15 protein-coding genes are annotated in these 15,674 nt (G+C 72.4%); 8 read left to right on the top strand and 7 right to left on the bottom strand.

Annotation, left to right across the window (positions count from 1 at the left end):
• Window positions 1–59: 59 nt before the first annotated feature.
• Entirely contained in the window at window positions 60–914 is an 855-nt protein-coding gene (locus C3486_RS11690; protein ID WP_103832565.1) for a L,D-transpeptidase family protein, read from the bottom strand.
• Between the two features lie 203 nt (window positions 915–1,117).
• Here C3486_RS11690 and C3486_RS11685 point away from each other — a divergent pair, with 203 nt between their 5' ends.
• The gene (locus C3486_RS11685) at window positions 1,118–2,716 is read left to right on the top strand and encodes a methylmalonyl-CoA mutase (RefSeq protein WP_103832564.1); all 1,599 of its coding nucleotides are present in this window, start codon (window positions 1,118–1,120) and stop codon (window positions 2,714–2,716) included.
• A 45-nt stretch (window positions 2,717–2,761) separates the two neighbouring features.
• Window positions 2,762–2,974, top strand: coding sequence for a hypothetical protein (locus C3486_RS11680; protein ID WP_103832563.1), 213 nt, complete (start codon window positions 2,762–2,764; stop codon window positions 2,972–2,974).
• 21 nt (window positions 2,975–2,995) lie between these two features.
• Here the strand turns inward: C3486_RS11680 and C3486_RS11675 are convergent, their stop codons facing one another.
• Window positions 2,996–3,697 carry a FadR/GntR family transcriptional regulator gene (locus C3486_RS11675; RefSeq protein WP_103832562.1) on the bottom strand — a complete coding sequence of 234 codons (702 nt, stop codon included), beginning with the start codon at window positions 3,695–3,697 and terminating at the stop codon, window positions 2,996–2,998.
• Window positions 3,698–3,863: 166 nt separating this feature from the next.
• On the opposite strand from C3486_RS11675, the gene C3486_RS11670 reads away from it, so the two are divergent.
• From C3486_RS11670 to C3486_RS11660, 3 genes are all read left to right on the top strand, one after another.
• On the top strand, window positions 3,864–4,400 hold the full coding sequence (locus tag C3486_RS11670; RefSeq protein WP_103832561.1) for a gluconokinase: 537 nt from the start codon (window positions 3,864–3,866) through the stop codon (window positions 4,398–4,400).
• Window positions 4,401–4,513: 113 nt separating this feature from the next.
• Window positions 4,514–5,911 carry a gluconate:H+ symporter gene (locus C3486_RS11665; protein WP_103832560.1) on the top strand — a complete coding sequence of 466 codons (1,398 nt, stop codon included), beginning with the start codon at window positions 4,514–4,516 and terminating at the stop codon, window positions 5,909–5,911.
• Window positions 5,912–5,993: 82 nt separating this feature from the next.
• Complete coding sequence (locus C3486_RS11660) at window positions 5,994–6,395, top strand: cytidine deaminase (protein ID WP_103832559.1); 402 nt, start codon at window positions 5,994–5,996, stop codon at window positions 6,393–6,395.
• A 56-nt stretch (window positions 6,396–6,451) separates the two neighbouring features.
• Here the strand turns inward: C3486_RS11660 and C3486_RS11655 are convergent, their stop codons facing one another.
• Window positions 6,452–6,925, bottom strand: a complete 474-nt coding sequence (locus C3486_RS11655; RefSeq protein WP_103832558.1) for a GNAT family N-acetyltransferase — start codon at window positions 6,923–6,925, stop codon at window positions 6,452–6,454.
• A gap of 51 nt (window positions 6,926–6,976) precedes the next feature.
• Entirely contained in the window at window positions 6,977–8,491 is a 1,515-nt protein-coding gene (locus C3486_RS11650) for an FAD-dependent monooxygenase (RefSeq protein WP_103832557.1), read from the bottom strand.
• 74 nt (window positions 8,492–8,565) lie between these two features.
• On the opposite strand from C3486_RS11650, the gene C3486_RS11645 reads away from it, so the two are divergent.
• On the top strand, window positions 8,566–9,252 hold the full coding sequence (locus C3486_RS11645; protein WP_103832556.1) for a TetR/AcrR family transcriptional regulator C-terminal domain-containing protein: 687 nt from the start codon (window positions 8,566–8,568) through the stop codon (window positions 9,250–9,252).
• Between the two features lie 43 nt (window positions 9,253–9,295).
• Here C3486_RS11645 and C3486_RS11640 read toward each other — a convergent pair whose 3' ends face one another.
• The 3 genes from C3486_RS11640 to C3486_RS11630 are packed head-to-tail and all read right to left on the bottom strand — an operon-like array spanning window position 9,296 to window position 12,809.
• A complete protein-coding gene (locus C3486_RS11640) occupies window positions 9,296–10,426 on the bottom strand; it encodes an acyltransferase (protein ID WP_103832555.1) in 1,131 nt (376 codons plus the stop codon).
• Window positions 10,423–11,832: a polysialyltransferase family glycosyltransferase gene (locus C3486_RS11635; RefSeq protein ID WP_103832554.1), complete on the bottom strand. Its 1,410-nt coding sequence runs from the start codon at window positions 11,830–11,832 to the stop codon at window positions 10,423–10,425. Before C3486_RS11635 ends, C3486_RS11640 begins: the two co-directional genes overlap by 4 nt.
• A complete protein-coding gene (locus tag C3486_RS11630; RefSeq protein WP_103832553.1) occupies window positions 11,832–12,809 on the bottom strand; it encodes a glycosyltransferase family 2 protein in 978 nt (325 codons plus the stop codon). Before C3486_RS11630 ends, C3486_RS11635 begins: the two co-directional genes overlap by 1 nt.
• Window positions 12,810–12,996: 187 nt before the next feature.
• Between C3486_RS11630 and C3486_RS11625 the strand changes: the two genes are divergently transcribed.
• Together C3486_RS11625 and C3486_RS11620 are read left to right on the top strand one after the other, a co-directional pair.
• Window positions 12,997–14,316, top strand: a complete 1,320-nt coding sequence (locus tag C3486_RS11625; protein WP_103832552.1) for a DUF6716 putative glycosyltransferase — start codon at window positions 12,997–12,999, stop codon at window positions 14,314–14,316.
• Between the two features lie 35 nt (window positions 14,317–14,351).
• The gene (locus tag C3486_RS11620) at window positions 14,352–15,629 is read left to right on the top strand and encodes an acylneuraminate cytidylyltransferase (protein WP_103832551.1); all 1,278 of its coding nucleotides are present in this window, start codon (window positions 14,352–14,354) and stop codon (window positions 15,627–15,629) included.
• The last annotated feature ends 45 nt before the right edge of the window (window positions 15,630–15,674 follow it).

The following is a 15,674-nucleotide window of genomic DNA, read 5'->3' as shown; positions in this document are numbered from 1 at the left end:
CGCGCGTCGGCGCGAGCGGGGCACGTTCCCCCGGCCCCGCTCGCGCCCTTTCTTGTGCGCTACTTGTATATGACGACCTTCGTACCCGGCCTGACCTGCGCGAACAGTGTTGCGATCTGCTTCCTGTCGCGGACGTTGACGCAACCGTGCGAGGCGCCGGAGTAACCGCGGGCCGCGAAGTCCGCCGAGTAGTGGATCGCCTGGCCGCCGCTGAAGAACATCGCGTACGGCATCGCCGTGTGGTAGATCGTCGAGACGTGGTGGCGGCTCTTGAACGTCACCGCGAAGGTGCCCTCACGCGTGGGCGTGTACTGCGAGCCGAAGCGCACGTCCATCGCCGACACGACGCGGCCGTCAACCATCCATGCCAGCGTGTCACTCGTCTTGCTGATGCAGATCACGCGGCCCCGCAGGCACCGTTTGTCGGGCGCCGCGACCGGCCGGGTGGTGAGCGGGTACAGCTCGCTCCGCGCGGGCCTGCCCGTCCGCGCGTGCAGGGCGCTCAGCGTCGCCCCGTCCACCGTGCCCGTGCGCGGCAGGCCCCGGTCGCGCTGGAAGGCGGAGACCGCGGCGGCGGTCACGGAGCCGTAGTACCCCGTGGGGTTCCGGTCGAAGTGCTTCAGGCGGCGCAGGCGGGCCTGGAGGTCGCGGACCTGCTCGCCGCGGGCGCCCGGCGCCAGTACCGGCTTCGGGCGCGGCTTCGGAGCCGTCGACGGCTCCGGCGGCTTCGCCGCGGGAGGGGAGGACGCGGGCGCGGCCGGCGCCGCCGGGGCGGCCGTGCGCGGCGCCGCGTGCCCGGCGCCCTTGCCGTCGTCGACGCGTATCCGCATCTCCTTGCAGCCGGCGGCCGCCGTCAGCACCGCGGTCAGTGCCAGCGTCCCGGTCAGCGTGCGGAAGGCCCTGCTGCGACGCATATCCCACCCCTGTGGTCTCACCCGCCCCTCTCATTCGTTCCCGGCGCTGCGGCCCGCCGAACCTGCGGTCATGCTGTGAGCAAGGTCCCAGGGCGTGCCCCTCCACGGCGCGCACGCCCGCCACTACAGTCCGTCGCGAAGGTCCGTCATTACCGGGTAGTAGCCCAGCAAGACTGTTCAGCAGCACAGCGGGAGGCAGCACCATGGCGCGCGAGTCCGGCAGCTCCCGGCACACCGAGAGCGGTGTGCCCATCGAGCCCGTCTACGGTCCGGACGCCCTCGGCGACTGGGACCCGGCGGAGAAGCTGGGGGAGCCCGGCGCGTACCCCTACACCCGCGGCGTGTACCCCACGATGTACACCGGACGCCCCTGGACGATGCGCCAGTACGCCGGCTTCGGCACGGCCAAGGAGTCCAACGCGCGCTACAAGCAGCTGATCGAGAACGGCACGATGGGCCTCTCGGTCGCCTTCGACCTGCCGACCCAGATGGGCCACGACTCCGACGCGCCGATCGCCTCGGGCGAGGTCGGCAAGGTCGGCGTGGCGATCGACTCGATCGAGGACATGCGGGTGCTGTTCGACGGCATCCCGCTGGACAAGGTCTCCACCTCGATGACCATCAACGCGCCGGCCGCCCTGCTGCTGCTCCTGTACCAACTGGTGGGCGAGGAGCAGGGCGTGGACCCGGCCGAGCTCACCGGCACGATCCAGAACGACGTGCTCAAGGAGTACATCGCCCGCGGTACGTACATCTTCCCGCCCAAGCCCTCGCTGCGGCTGATCGCCGACATCTTCAAGTACTGCAGGGCCGAGATCCCGAAGTGGAACACCATCTCGATCTCCGGCTACCACATGGCCGAGGCCGGTGCCTCGCCCGCGCAGGAGATCGCCTTCACGCTCGCTGACGGCATCGAGTACGTACGGACCGCCGTCGCGGCCGGGATGGACGTCGACGACTTCGCGCCCCGGCTGTCGTTCTTCTTCGTCGCGCGCACCACGATCCTCGAAGAGGTCGCCAAGTTCCGTGCCGCGCGCCGGATCTGGGCCCGGATCATGAAGGAGGAGTTCGGCGCCAAGAACCCGAAGTCGATGATGCTGCGTTTCCACACGCAGACGGCGGGCGTGCAGCTGACGGCCCAGCAGCCCGAGGTGAACCTCGTGCGCGTCGCGGTCCAGGGCCTCGGCGCGGTCCTCGGCGGTACGCAGTCGCTGCACACCAACTCCTTCGACGAGGCCATCGCGCTGCCCACCGACAAGTCGGCGCGGCTGGCCCTGCGTACGCAGCAGGTCCTCGCGTACGAGACGGACGTGACCGCCACCGTCGACCCGTTCGCCGGGTCCTACGTCGTCGAGAAGATGACCGATGACGTGGAGGCCGCCGCGCTCGAACTGATGGGCAAGGTCGAGGAGCTGGGCGGTGCGGTCGCCGCCATCGAGCGCGGCTTCCAGAAGAGCGAGATCGAGCGCAGCGCGTACCGCATCGCGCAGGAGACCGACTCCGGCGAGCGCGTGGTCGTCGGCGTCAACCGCTACCAGCTCGACGAGGAGGAGCCGTACGAGCCGCTCCGCGTCGACCCGGCCATCGAGGCGCAGCAGGCCGAGCGCCTGAAGAAGCTGCGCGCCGAGCGGGACCAGGCCGCGGTGGACACGGCGCTGGCCGACCTGAAGAAGGCGGCCGAGGGCACCGACAACGTGCTGTACCCGATGAAGGCGGCCCTGAAGGCGAAGGCGACGGTCGGCGAGGTCTGCGACACCCTGCGCGGGGTGTGGGGCGCGTACGTCCCCGGCGACGTGTTCTGACGCGGGGCGCGGAACCTGGTCCGCGCGCTGCGTCACACTGGTGTCATGTCCTCACCGCGTCGTACCTGTCCCGTGTGCACCAGAGACATCGCCGTGGTCGGCGGGCGGTTCGCCCGGCACGACCCGCCGGGGCGGCGTACGGGGCTGGAGCTGATCTCCTGCCCCGGGTCGCGGCGGATGGCGCCCATGATGGCGCCGGCGGAGAAGCTGTTCGACCCGGAGGAGCCGCCGTTCCCGGGCCAGCAGCCGCTGTTCTGAGGCCGTGCGCCCGGCCCGCCGCTACGGCGCCAGGATGTCCAGCTCGGCCATGGCGCCGACGGTGATCTCGCGGGTCAGCTCCTCGGCGCGGGCCGCGTCCCCGGTCCGGATCGCCTCGGCGACCTGGACGTGCAGGGTGACGGCTGCCGGGTCGGGGTCGGTGAACATCACGTGGTGGTGGGTGCGGCCGGTGAGGATCGCCGCCACCACTTCGTGCAGCCGCGCGAACATCTCGTTGCCCGAGGCCGTCAGCAGGATCTTGTGGAACGCCGTGTCGTGGACGAGGTACGCCTCCAGCTGCTGGCCGCGTGAGGTGGCCACCATGCCCATGGCCCGCTCGGTGAGGTCGGCGCACTGCTCGGGCGTGGCGTTGCGTGCCGCCAGCCCGGCCGCGACCGGCTCGATGGCGCAGCGCAGCACGGTGAGGGAGCGCAGCTGGCGGGGGCGGTCGGAGCCGGCCAGCCGCCAGCGGATGACCCGCGGATCGTAGACGTTCCACTCCTCGGTGGGGCGTACGGTCACGCCCACCCGGCGCCGGGACTCGACCAGGTGCATCGACTCCAGGACGCGTACCGCCTCCCGGATGACCGTCCGGGAGACGTCGTAGCGCTGGGCCAGCTCGTCGGTGCGCAGCACCGTGCCCGGCCGGTGCTCGCCGGCTGCGATCTCCGGCCCGAGAGACTCCAGCACCTTCGCATGCAGTCCCTGCCCCGCGTTGTCCATGCGATAAGCCTACGTTCCCGGGTCTCGGGAATATTAAGTATGACGTTTGCGTCACAGACTCTTGAATACGTCGTACCTAATGGGTTTCAGTGGGGCGATGCATTCGAGCCACCGAGGTGGCTCGTCACGCCAAGTCAATGAGGACGAACGAGCGAGGTAGACCGCGATGAGCACCCCCCCTGTCATCGTCGTGATGGGAGTCGCCGGCACCGGCAAGACGACGATCGGACCGCTCGTCGCCGAAGCGCTGAACGTGCCGTACGCCGAGGGCGACGACTTCCATCCCCCGGCCAACATCGCCAAGATGTCCGCCGGGCACCCGCTCGACGACGCCGACCGCGAACCGTGGCTGGACGCCATCGGCGCCTGGGCGCACGAGCGGGCCGGCAAGGGCGGGGTGGTCAGCAGCTCCGCGCTGAAGCGGATCTACCGCGACCGGCTCAGGGCCGCCGCGCCCGGCATCGTCTTCCTGCACCTCACCGGCTCCCGCGAGCTGATCGCGGGCCGGATGGCGGAGCGCAAGGGCCACTTCATGCCCACCGCGCTCCTGGACTCCCAGTTCGCCACCCTGCAGCCGCTCGCCGACGACGAGCGGGGCGTGGCGGTGGACGTCTCCGGCACCCCGGAAGAGATCACCGAGCGGGCCGTCGCCGCGCTGCGCCGGCTCGACGAAGGCACCACCCCGGCCACCACCGAGCTCTGATCAGGAGCCTTCTCCCCGAGTTCTGAACCGGCGCCCCTTCCCCCGGGGCCCCGGTCCCGAGCCGTACCCCCGAGCTCCGATCACGCGACCGGGCTCCAACCGAAGGACACGCCGTGACCCATCTCAGCGTCGAGATGATGGCAGCGGACGCGGCCGAGCCGATCACCTCGGCCGGCAACGCTCAGCTGGGCATCTCCGTACTTGTCGGCATCGCCGTCATCGTTCTGCTCATCACCCGGTTCAAGCTGCACGCCTTCCTGTCACTGACCATCGGCTCGCTGGTGCTCGGTGCGGTGGCGGGCGCGCCGCTGGACAAGGCCATCACCAGCTTCACCAACGGTCTGGGCTCCACCGTCGCGGGTGTGGGCGTGCTCATCGCGCTCGGCGCGATCCTCGGCAAGCTGCTCGCCGACTCGGGCGGCGCCGACCAGATCGTCGACACCATCCTCGCCAAGTCCAGCCGGCGGATGATGCCCTGGGCGATGGTCCTGATCGCCGCGATCGTCGGTCTGCCGCTCTTCTTCGAGGTCGGCATCGTGCTGCTGATCCCGGTCGTGCTGCTGGTCGCCAAGCGCGGCAACTTCTCCCTCATGCGGATCGGCATCCCGGCCCTGGCCGGCCTCTCCGTCATGCACGGCCTGATCCCGCCGCACCCCGGCCCGCTCGTCGCCATCGACGCGATCAAGGCCAACCTCGGCGTCACCCTCGCCCTCGGCGTGATCGTCGCGATCCCCACCGCGATCCTGGCCGGCCCGGTCTTCTCCCGCTTCGCCGCCCGCTGGGTGGACATCGCCCCGCCGGAGAAGATGATCCCCCAGCGCCCCTCCGAGGAGCTGGAGAAGCGCCCCAGCTTCGGCGCGACGCTCTCCACCGTGCTGCTGCCGGTCGTGCTGATGCTCGCCAAGGCCCTCGTCGACATCATCGTCGATGACCCGAAGGACCACGTGCAGCGCGTCTTCGACGTGATCGGCTCGCCGCTGATCGCGCTGCTGGTGGCCGTGCTGGTCGGCATGTTCACCCTCGGCAAGGCCGCCGGCTTCAGCGCCGGCCGGCTCTCCTCCACCGTGGAGAAGTCCCTCGCCCCGATCGCCGGCATCCTGCTGATCGTCGGCGCGGGCGGCGGCTTCAAGCAGACCCTGGTCGACGTCGGCGTCGGCGACATGATCCTGGACCTGTCCAAGGACTGGGGCCTGCCCGCGCTGCTGCTGGCCTGGCTGATCGCGGTCGCCATCCGCCTCGCGACCGGCTCCGCGACCGTCGCCACGGTCTCCGCCGCCGGCCTGGTCGCCCCGCTGGCCGCCGACATGAGCACCACCCACGCGGCGCTCATGGTCCTCGCCGTCGGCGCCGGCTCGCTCTTCTTCAGCCACGTCAACGACGCGGGCTTCTGGCTGGTGAAGGAGTACTTCGGAATGAAGGTCGGCCAGACGGTCAAGACCTGGTCGCTGATGGAGACGGTCATCTCCGTCGTCTCGATCATCTGCGTGCTGCTGCTGTCCCTGGTGTTGTAACCCGCCGGGACACAGGGCATCGCGGAAGGGCCGTACGGACGGATAGCGTCCGTACGGCCCTTCCCGTACGAGAGGCGGACCCATGACCACCGACAGCGGCGTACCGGTCGACCACGCCCTGCTGCACGCGGCCGAGGAGGCCGTGGCGGCGTACGCGCGCGGCGACGACCACACCGTGGCGGCCGCGGCCCGCACCGCCGACGGCCGCATCGTCACCGGCCTGAACGTCTACCACTTCACCGGCGGCCCCTGCGCCGAGCTGGTCGTCATGGGCGCAGCGGCCGCACAGGGCGCGTACGACCTGCGCCAGATCGTCGCCGTCGCCGACGAGGGCCGCGGCATCCTCCCGCCCTGCGGCCGTTGCCGCCAGGTCCTCCTGGACTACTACCCGTCCCTCACCGTCCTCCTCGGCCCCCGCGACACCCCCCGCGCCCTGCCGATCCGGTCCCTCCTGCCCGAGGCGTACGTAACAGCCGACCAGTAGACCGACCGGGAGGCCGACCAGCAGGCGGCGCGGGCCACCCCGCCGGGCCCACCGGATCAGCCCTCCGGCAGCCAGACGTACCGCACGTCCGGCTCGCGTTCCTCGTTGTCCCGGCCGTCCGTACGGCACCGCTCGCGGAAGCCGTGGCGCAGGTAGAAGCGCTGCGCCGGCCGGTTGACCTGGAAGGTCCACAGCGCGAGACCGCCCGGCCTGCGCTCCTTCGCCAGTGCGACGAAGCGGTCCCCGAGGCCCTGGCCGCGCCGTTCCGGGGCGAGGTGGAGCTGGTCCAGCTCGCGCGGGCCGTGCAGCACCATCAGCCCGGCGATCTCGCCGTCCGCGTCCGCGACCCAGGTCTCCCGCTCCGGTACGACCACGTCGCGGAACCACGCCCGTACCGCGTCGTCCGAGTGCGCGCGGCGTACGCCCGGCAGCGCGGCGGCACAGGACCGCAGCCACACCTCGGCCACCGCCGGCGCGTCCGCCGCCACGGCCCTCCGCAGTACGGCCCGCTCCGTTTCCGTTCGCTCCATGGTGCGGCACTCTGCTGCACGGCCGCCCGCCGCGCACCCGGGTTTCCGGGCTCAGGCCGCCGCCCGGGACGCGTCGGCTGTGGGGAAGTAGCCGGTCAGCGCTGTCGTGACCGGGTCCGGTGTGGTGGCGGCCGTGGTGATGTAGCCGTCCGGGCGGACGAGGAAGAGGGTGTTCTCGCCGTACGCGCGGCGGGCGTGGCCGTCGGGGTCGGTCAGGTCGGGGGACGGGCCGCCGATCCGGTACGTGCGGACGTGCGCGGCCCACTCGGGGGCCGGGCGCGGCGGTTCGGCGCCGTCGAAGGCGAGCAGGGTGAAGTGCGGGCCGCGGAAGGCGTCGAAGAGGCGGAACGGCGTGCCGTCGGGCCCCGTGCACGGGGCGTCGGGCGCGCGGTCGCCGGCCCGCAGCGCGTCCGGTGCGAGACCGGCGCGGTGCTCGCCGGTCAGCGGGGAGTCGCGGTAGGCCAGCGTGAGCTGGTGCAGGTCGCGGCCGCGCCGGAGCGAGCGGGTGCGGTGCAGCCGGGTACTGGTCTCCAGGATGCCCGCGGCGACCGGCAGCCGCTCCGCCTCGTACGTGTCCAGCAGCGCGTCCGGCGCCCCGTGCCGCAGCACCTGGCCCAGCTTCCAGCCGAGGTTGTAGGCGTCCTGCACGCTGGTGTTCAGGCCCTGGCCGCCGGCGGGGGAGTGGATGTGGGCCGCGTCCCCGGCCAGGAAGACCCGGCCGTCCCGGAAGCGCTCGGCCATGCCGGCGCGGGGCCGGAAGACCGAGGTCCAGAGCACCTCGCGGATCTGCCCGGCGGTGAGACGGGTGTGCGCGGCGAGGGTCGCGCGCACGGCCTCGGGATCGGTGTCCGGAGCGCCGCCGGAGAGCGCCGTGATGCTCTGGAAGGTGTCCGTCCCGGCCAGCGGCAGCAGCGTGACGAAGCCGCCGTCCGGCTGCGGGAAGAGGTGCCAGTGGTCCCGGTCCAGGCCGTCGACGCGCAGGTCGGCGAGGAGTGCGGCGCCCGGCTCGAGGTCCGGGCCGCTCATCGGGACGCCCAGCCGGCGGCGGACGACGCCGCGGCCGCCGTCGGCGCCGACCAGGTACCGGGCGCGCACGGTGCGGACCGTGCCGTCGGCGAGCGAGGTCAGCTCGGCGGTGACGCCGTCCGCATCCTGCCGGAACGAGGTCAGCTCCGTGCCGAGCAGGGCGCTCCCGCCCAGCTCGGCCAGGCGCGCGTGCAGCAGCTCGGCGTTGCGCCACTGCGGGACCATCAGCACGTTCGCGTACGGGGTGTGCGGCGTCGGCGCCACCCGCTCGACCATCTCGAACGTCTCCGCGATCCGGCCGTCCCGCCACGTCGCCATGGGCGGGTAGGGGCCGCCCGCGGCGCGCACCGCCGGGAGCACTCCGAGATCGTCGTAGACCTCCAGGGTGCGCGGCTGCAGCCCGGTGCCGCGGGCGCCGGGTGAGAGCCGGTCCTGCCGCTCCACGAGCAGCGCCCGCACGCCCCGCCGGGCGAGGTCGACGGCGAGCGCCAGACCGGTCGGCCCGGCCCCGGCGATCAGTACGTCCACGGCTGTGTCCATGACGGCACCCCTGTCCTTAACGTTGTTAAGTCGCCTCGCGCCGAGCATGGGCTTAACGGTGTTAAATTGTCAACATGGCAACCCGACTGGACCGGACGCAGGTGGTCGACACCGCACTGCGGCTGCTGAACGACGTGGGCCTGGACGGGCTCACCCTGCGCCGCATCGCGAAGGAGCTGAACGTCCAGGCCCCGGCCCTGTACTGGCACTTCAAGAACAAACAGGAACTGCTGGACGAGATGGCCACCGAGATGTTCCGGCGGATGGCGGCGGAGTTCGCCGACGGCCCGCCGGGCGGCCACGACGCGACCTGGCAGGAGATGCTCCGGGCAAGCTGCCGCACGCTCCGCCGTACGCTGCTGGCCTACCGCGACGGCGGCAAGGTCTTCTCCGGTACCCGGATGACCGACGACAGCTACGCCGCGCCGATGGACGCCCTGCTGCGGGAGCTGACGGACGCCGGCTTCACGCTCACCGACGCGGCACACGCCTGGTGGGCCGCCTACAACTTCACCATCGGCCTGGTCATCGAGGAGCAGTCGGTCTTCCCCGAGCCCGGCGCCCCGGAGGACCGCGGCCCCGAGTCCCGCGACCCGGCCTACGACCTCGGCGACCGCGAGCGCCGGCTCGGTGACCGGTATCCGCTCGCGGCCGCCGTGGGCCGCGCGTTCTTCGGCGACTTCGACCGCGCCTTCGAAACGGGCCTGCGCATCGTGGTCGCAGGCATCGAGGCAGCGGTACCGCGCGGCGACACCGCCTGAGACCGGCCGGGCGCGGCCGCACGCCGCCGCCCCGGCCGGCCGTTCACCCCATGAGGGATCGTTTCAGCCGAGGGGTCAGGGGGCGTTCGACGAAGCGGTACAGGGACCAGGCCAGGGCCAGCATCAGGCCCAGGGTCAGCGGGAACGTGGCCGCGGCGGGGAGGCCGAGGTCCTGGTGCAGGAAGCGGACCACGACCCAGCCCAGGTGCTCGTGTATCAGGTAGAAGGGGTAGGTCAGCGCGCCGGCGACGGTCAGCCAGCGCCAGTTCGCCCAGCGGAGCTTGCCCAGGGCGACGGCGGCCACCAGGAGGTAGCCGAGGGTGACGACGGCGATGATGCCGAACGACGGCCGGTAGGAGAACGCGTCCGGCATGTCCGCCGGGTGCCACAGCCGGCTGACCGCGTAGTGCTGGCCGATCAGCCAGCTCACCGCGACGATCGCCCAGCCGGTGGTGTCCCGGGAGCCGTAGCGGTGGATCAGGTAGAAGCCGATGCCGCCGATGAAGAACGGCGCGTACTCGGGCATGAGGACGATGTCGAGGACGGAGCTGTTCGCCGCCTCGGCCACGGCCGCCGCCAGCGTCCAGCCCGCGCAGAACATCACCACCCGGCCGCGGGTGGCGCCCGGCAGCACGACGCAGAGCGCGAAGAGCGCGTAGAAGCGCAGCTCCGCCCAGAGCGTCCAGCACACGCCGAGGACGCGGTCCACGCCCAGCGGCATCTGCAGCATGGTCAGGTTGGTCAGCGCGTCGGTGGGGGAGACCGCCTCGTACGCCACCCAGGGCAGCGCGAAGACGATCGTCACCAGGAGGACAGCGGCCCAGTAGGCCGGGAAGAGGCGCGAGACGCGGGACGCGAAGAACGCCCTGAGCGGCCGGCCCCAGCCGCTCATGCAGATCACGAACCCGCTGATGACGAAGAAGATCTGGACGCCCAGGCAGCCGTACGCGAAGAAGCCCGAGGCGGTCGGGAACTGGTCGGCGGGCGAACTGCCCCAGGCGTCGCCGATCTCGCCGTCCCGGCCGCCGTAGTGGTAGGCGGCCACCATCAGGGCGGCGAGCAGGCGCAGTCCGTCCAGGGCGCGCAGCCGGGTGGGGCCGACCGCGCGCAGGGTCACGGGCGCGCCCGGCCGCTCGGCCGCCGGGCGCGTGGGGGGTGCCGGTGCGGTCGTCATCCGAACGCGGCCCGCTTCTTGAGCCTGCGCTGGACGGCACGGGCCTGCCGGGCGACCCGGCGGACCGTGGCGTTGCGCGGGATGAACGCGAGCTGCACCGGGACCCCGCCGGGCAGCGCCAGCGCGGTGAGCCGGCGCCGCTTGAAGTAGCGCCAGGTGTGCTCGTCCAGATGCGCGGCGAGGTACCGCTCGGCGGACGGGCGCAGGTGCGGGTAGATCTGGTGCTGCATCGCGTACCCGACCGCCTTGACCAGGCCGGTCAGGTCGCGCGCCACCTCGCCCTCGGTGGGCGGCGTCCAGCGGGCCACCGCGGTCGCGTCGGTCAGCGGCGGCAGCAGCGCGTCGACGATCGTGACCGGGATGCGGTTGCTGTTCTGGTACGGGGCCAGCCGCTCCAGCAGCAGGTCGGTGCCGATCCGGGCCGCGGGCAGCCCGTAGAACGCGGTGGCGGTCAGCAGTGCGGTGGAGAAGCAGCCGACGACCAGCGCGGGCTTCATGCGCTGGTACAGCACCTCGGCGAGCTGCGGCGTGTCCACCACGGTCAGCTCGGCGCCCAGCCGCTCCGCCTCCTGCTCCAGCACCTGCGACCAGCGCGCGGGCGCGGTCGGGTGCGGCTTGAAGACCACCTGGCGGTGGCCCAGGTCCACGGCCCCGCGCAACATCTGGACGTGCAGCTCCTCCTCTTCCTCGGGCGTGAGGATGGAGAGCGCGGAGAGGTACTGGCCCAGCAGCAGGGCGCCGCCCTCGGCCGGTACCGCTGCCGTACCGCCCGGCTCGCCGGCGAACTCGGCCAGCTCGGCGAGGACGGCCAGGAACGGCTCGGTCGGCACGGTCTCGGCCGGCACCCCGAACTCGGTGAGGAGGAGCGGCTTCAGCCCGGGTACCAGGTCCAGGTGGAGCAGCCGCCGGATGCGGGTGCCGACCAGCGGGTCGAGCTTGGAGCGGGTCGGCCCGTAGCTCATCAGACCGTCCGCGTACACCTCGACCGGCGCGCCCTGGAAGATCTGGCAGAGGGCGAGGGCCGGGTTGACCTGGATGGACTCCACGATCAGCTCGACGGGGGAGTCGCCGAGGTCCCAGAGGAGGCGGAGGTGGCGCTCCCACAGCGGCGCGTCGTCACCGCGCGGGGACCAGCCGCCGGGGTGGAACGGGGAGATCGTCTCGTTCCAGGAGCGCACCTCGTCGAACCGCCCCCGCAGCCGTTCGAAGCCCGGCATCGTGTCCAGCGCCGGAGTGGTCTCGGGAATGGCGGCATTGTTGCTGACCAGGAGGATCCGCCGGCCGGCCGGCTCGAAACGGTCCGCGTCCAGGGCCGCGGCCAGCGTGGCGGCGCCGTACAGCGTGGACGCGAAGAAGATCTGCGTGCGCGGCCGCGCGGAACGCGCGGAGAATCCGGTGGCGGACATCAGGCGGCCACCTCCGCGGGAACCGGCTTGCGGCGCAGCCGACGCAGCCGGGAAGCACGCTGTACATCCATGGAATCCAGAGCTTCCTTCAATACGTCCTGCGGCATTCGCTTCAACGCCGCGGCACTCATCGAACGCAATTTACGGGCCACCTGCGGTTCGAACCGTTCGATGGAACCGAGGTGGTGGGAAATGATGGCGCAATACGTCCGGACCGCCTTCGGCAGCAGCGCCGCCGCGTCCCGGTCCCGCGCCGTCTCCTCGATGACCTGGTCGAACGCGCGAATGAAGTCCAGCTGCCGGACGTCGCCGATCTGGGTCAGCGACGAGGCCACGCCGCGCCGGTAGAAGACGCCCAGCATGCCGAGGACCGCCATCGACTTCGCCTCGCGGTGCAGCCGCCAGATCCAGGGGCGGTCCTCCGCGGTGCGCAGCCCGTGCCGGAAGTGCAGTACCCCGTCGTCCAGCAGCCGCCGGTGGTACATCCCGGCCCAGGCGAACGCGTAGTCCACCGAGGTCGAGCGGTCGGCGGGCAGGATCAGGTCGCGCGGGTCCATGACGACGTCGCGCCGGCCGTGCGGCACGCGGTGGACCGAGCGGGCCCGCGCGGTGCACTGCACGTGGTCGGTGCGGACGAAGTCGCAGCCCAGCTCCTCGATCGCGCCGAGGAGCCGCTCGTAATAACCGGGCGCGAGCCAGTCGTCCCCGTCCAGGAACGTGATGTATTCACCGCGGGCCGCGTCCAGGCCGGTGTTCCGGGCGGTGGCCAGGCCGCCGTTCTGCTCGTGCCGCAGCAGCCGGGCACCCGGCAGCTCACGCTCGGCACGCTCCAGAATCTGCGGCGTCCCGTCGCGCGAGCAGTCGTCGACGAGAAGGAATTCGAAGTCGTCCCGCGCGTTGGCCGCGAGACTTCTCAGGGTGTCGGGCGCGTATGTCTGCACGTTGTAGAACGGCACGATGACGGAGAGCTTAACCACTCACGTGACGTTAGGTGCGGCTCCGGCATTCGTCTTTACCGCGCGCGGGCGCCAGGGTGAACGAAGAATGGCGGAATGGTTAACCGCCCTTTCCGGCCTGCCGGTTCCCCGTTCGTCGACGTGCTGTTAACCCTTTGTTGCGTCTCAGTTGGCCCGCGAATCGAAATGCCTTCCTAGCGTCTTCGACGTGCCATCACGTACACCTTCCACGCCACGGGTCGCGGTCCTCGCCGACTCGGACACCCGGTGGAAGTGGGGCGCCCTCACGGCGCACCGCCTCCAGCCCGGCTGCCGGCTCGACGGCTTCCTGCTCCGGGGCCGTGCCACGCCCACCGTCCGCCAGCTCGACGAGGTCGGGGCCCGTGCGGACGCGCTGCGCGAGATCCGCGGGGTCGACTTCGTGCGGTCCGTCGACCGTACCTCGTACGACGTGGTGCTGCTGTCCTGCGTGGGCGGCGCGGTGCAGGCGATGCTGCACGGCCTGGCCCGCGCCTGGGAGGGCAGCGGCCGCCGCCCCGCCGTCGTCACCGGCTACGTCGGCGTGGTCTACGAAAAGCTCGCCGACGGGCTGCTGCTGCGGCACGGCGCCGACGTGGTGCTCGCCAACTCCCGGCACGACGCGGACCGCTTCCGCGCGGTCTACCGGGGCGTCAACGCCGACGACCGCAGCGTGGTGGAGTGCGCGCTGCCCTTCCTCGGCGGCGCCCGCCACGAAGGCGGCAGCGAGGTGCGCACCGTCGTCTTCGCCGTCCAGCCCTCCGTGCCGGACAACCGCAACGACCGCGCCTACCTGCTGCGCCGCGCCGTCGAGCACGCCCGCCGGCACCCCGGGCGCGAGGTGCTCATCAAGCTCCGCAGCAAGCCGGGCGAGCACACCACGCACATCGAGGAACTGCCGTACCAGAAGCTGGCGGCGAAGGTCCCCGGCGGTCTGCCCGCCAACTGCCGCCTGGTGTACGGGAACATGGGCGAGGTCCTGGACCGCACCGACCTGATGGTCACGGTCTCCTCGACCGCCGCGCTGGAGTCCCTGCACCGCGGCATCCCCACCGCCGTCCTCACCGACCTCGGCATCCGCGAGGCCCTCGGCAACCACCACTTCCTCGGCTCCGGCTGCCTGGCCTCCTGGGACGAGCTGGACGCCGGCCACCTGCCCGAGCCCGACCCGGAGTGGGTCGCAGCCCAGGGCGTGTGCGCCGACGGATCGTACGAGAAGGCCTTCGACGCGGCGCGCGCCCGCGTCACCGAGCTGTGCGACGCCCCCGAGCTGCCGCCGCTCGCCCCGTACTACACGCCCCGCACGGCCCCCGGCTACCTGCCCGGCATCCTCGCCCGGCACGGCCTGGACCCGCACGGCGACCCGCTGCCCGGCTACGAGCCCGGCGCGGCGGAGCCGACCGGGCTGCGCCGGGTGGCCCGGGACACCGTCCGCGAGGCGGCCCGCGGCGCCTACCGGCACGGCGTCCAGCGCGTCGCCCCCGCCATCCGCCGCTGGGGACAGCTGTGAATCCCCCCTCGACCGGTCTCCGGAAGGAGCCTGAGATGCCGCAGTCCGACCGGCCCACCGTGGTGGCCGTCATTCCCGCCAGAGGCGGCTCCAAGGGCGTGCCCGCCAAGAACCTGGCCGCCGTCGGCGGCGCGCCCCTGGTGGTCCGCGCGGTGCGCGAGTGCCTGGCGGCGCGCCTGATCACCGACGTCGTGGTCTCCACCGACGACGACGCGATCGCCGCGGCCGCCCGCGGCGCCGGCGCGGTGATCGTCCGCCGGCCCACCGCGATCGCCGGCGACACCGCCACCAGCGAGGCCGCCGTCCTGCACGCCATGGACGCCTACGAGACCGAGCACGGCACCGCCGTCGACGCCGTCCTCCTCGTCCAGTGCACCAGCCCCTTCCTCGTCCGCGAGGACATCGACGGGGTGGCAGCGGCCGTCGTCGAGCAGGGCGCCGACTCCGCGCTCACCGTCGCCCCCTTCCACGGCTTCGTGTGGCGCGACGCGGCCGACGACGCCGCCTCGGGCATCGGCGCCGACCGCGACGCGCGCACCGCGGACGGGCCGGACGCGCCGGTGGCCACCGTCACCGCCACGCGGGAGGGCGGCTACGGCGTCAACCACGACAAGTCCTTCCGGCCGCGCCGCCAGGACCGGCCCCAGGACCTCCTGGAGACCGGCGCCGCCTACGCCATGGACGCGGCCGGCTTCCGTGCCGCCGGCCACCGCTTCTTCGGCCGTACCGAACTGGTGCGCACCGATCCGGCCCGCGTGCTGGAGGTCGACGACCCGCACGACCTGGCCCGCGCCCGCGCCCTCGCCCCGCTGCTGGACGCCCCGCGTCCGGGGGCGCTCCCCACGCTGGACGACGTGGACGCGGTCGTACTCGACTTCGACGGCACCCAGACCGATGACCGGGTGCTGATCGACTCCGAAGGACGGGAGTTCGTCTCCGTGCACCGCGGCGACGGCCTCGGCATCGGCGCGCTCCGCAAGACGGAGCTGAAGCTGCTCATCCTGTCCACGGAACAGAACCCGGTCGTCGCCGCCCGGGCCCGGAAGCTCCAGATCCCGGTCCTGCACGGCATCGACCGCAAGGACCTCGCGCTCAAGCAGTGGTGCGAGGACCACGGCATCGCGCCCGAGCGCGTGCTCTACGTCGGCAACGACGCCAACGACCTCCCGTGCTTCGGCCTCGTCGGCTGGCCCGTGGCGGTCGCGAGCGCCCACGACGTCGTACGCGGCGCAGCCCGCGCCGTCACCTCGACTCCCGGGGGCAGCGGGGCGATCCGCGAGATCGCCTCCTGGCTCCTCGGCCCGTCTCTCTGAGGCACCCCGTCCCGGAACCGACCCGGACACACCCGCCGGACCCGC

The organism is Streptomyces sp. Ru73 (assembly GCF_002920575.1).
GTDB lineage: Bacteria > Actinomycetota > Actinomycetes > Streptomycetales > Streptomycetaceae > Streptomyces.
Note: the sequence above shows the minus strand (reverse complement) of the source record. Positions and strands in the feature narration are given on the sequence as shown.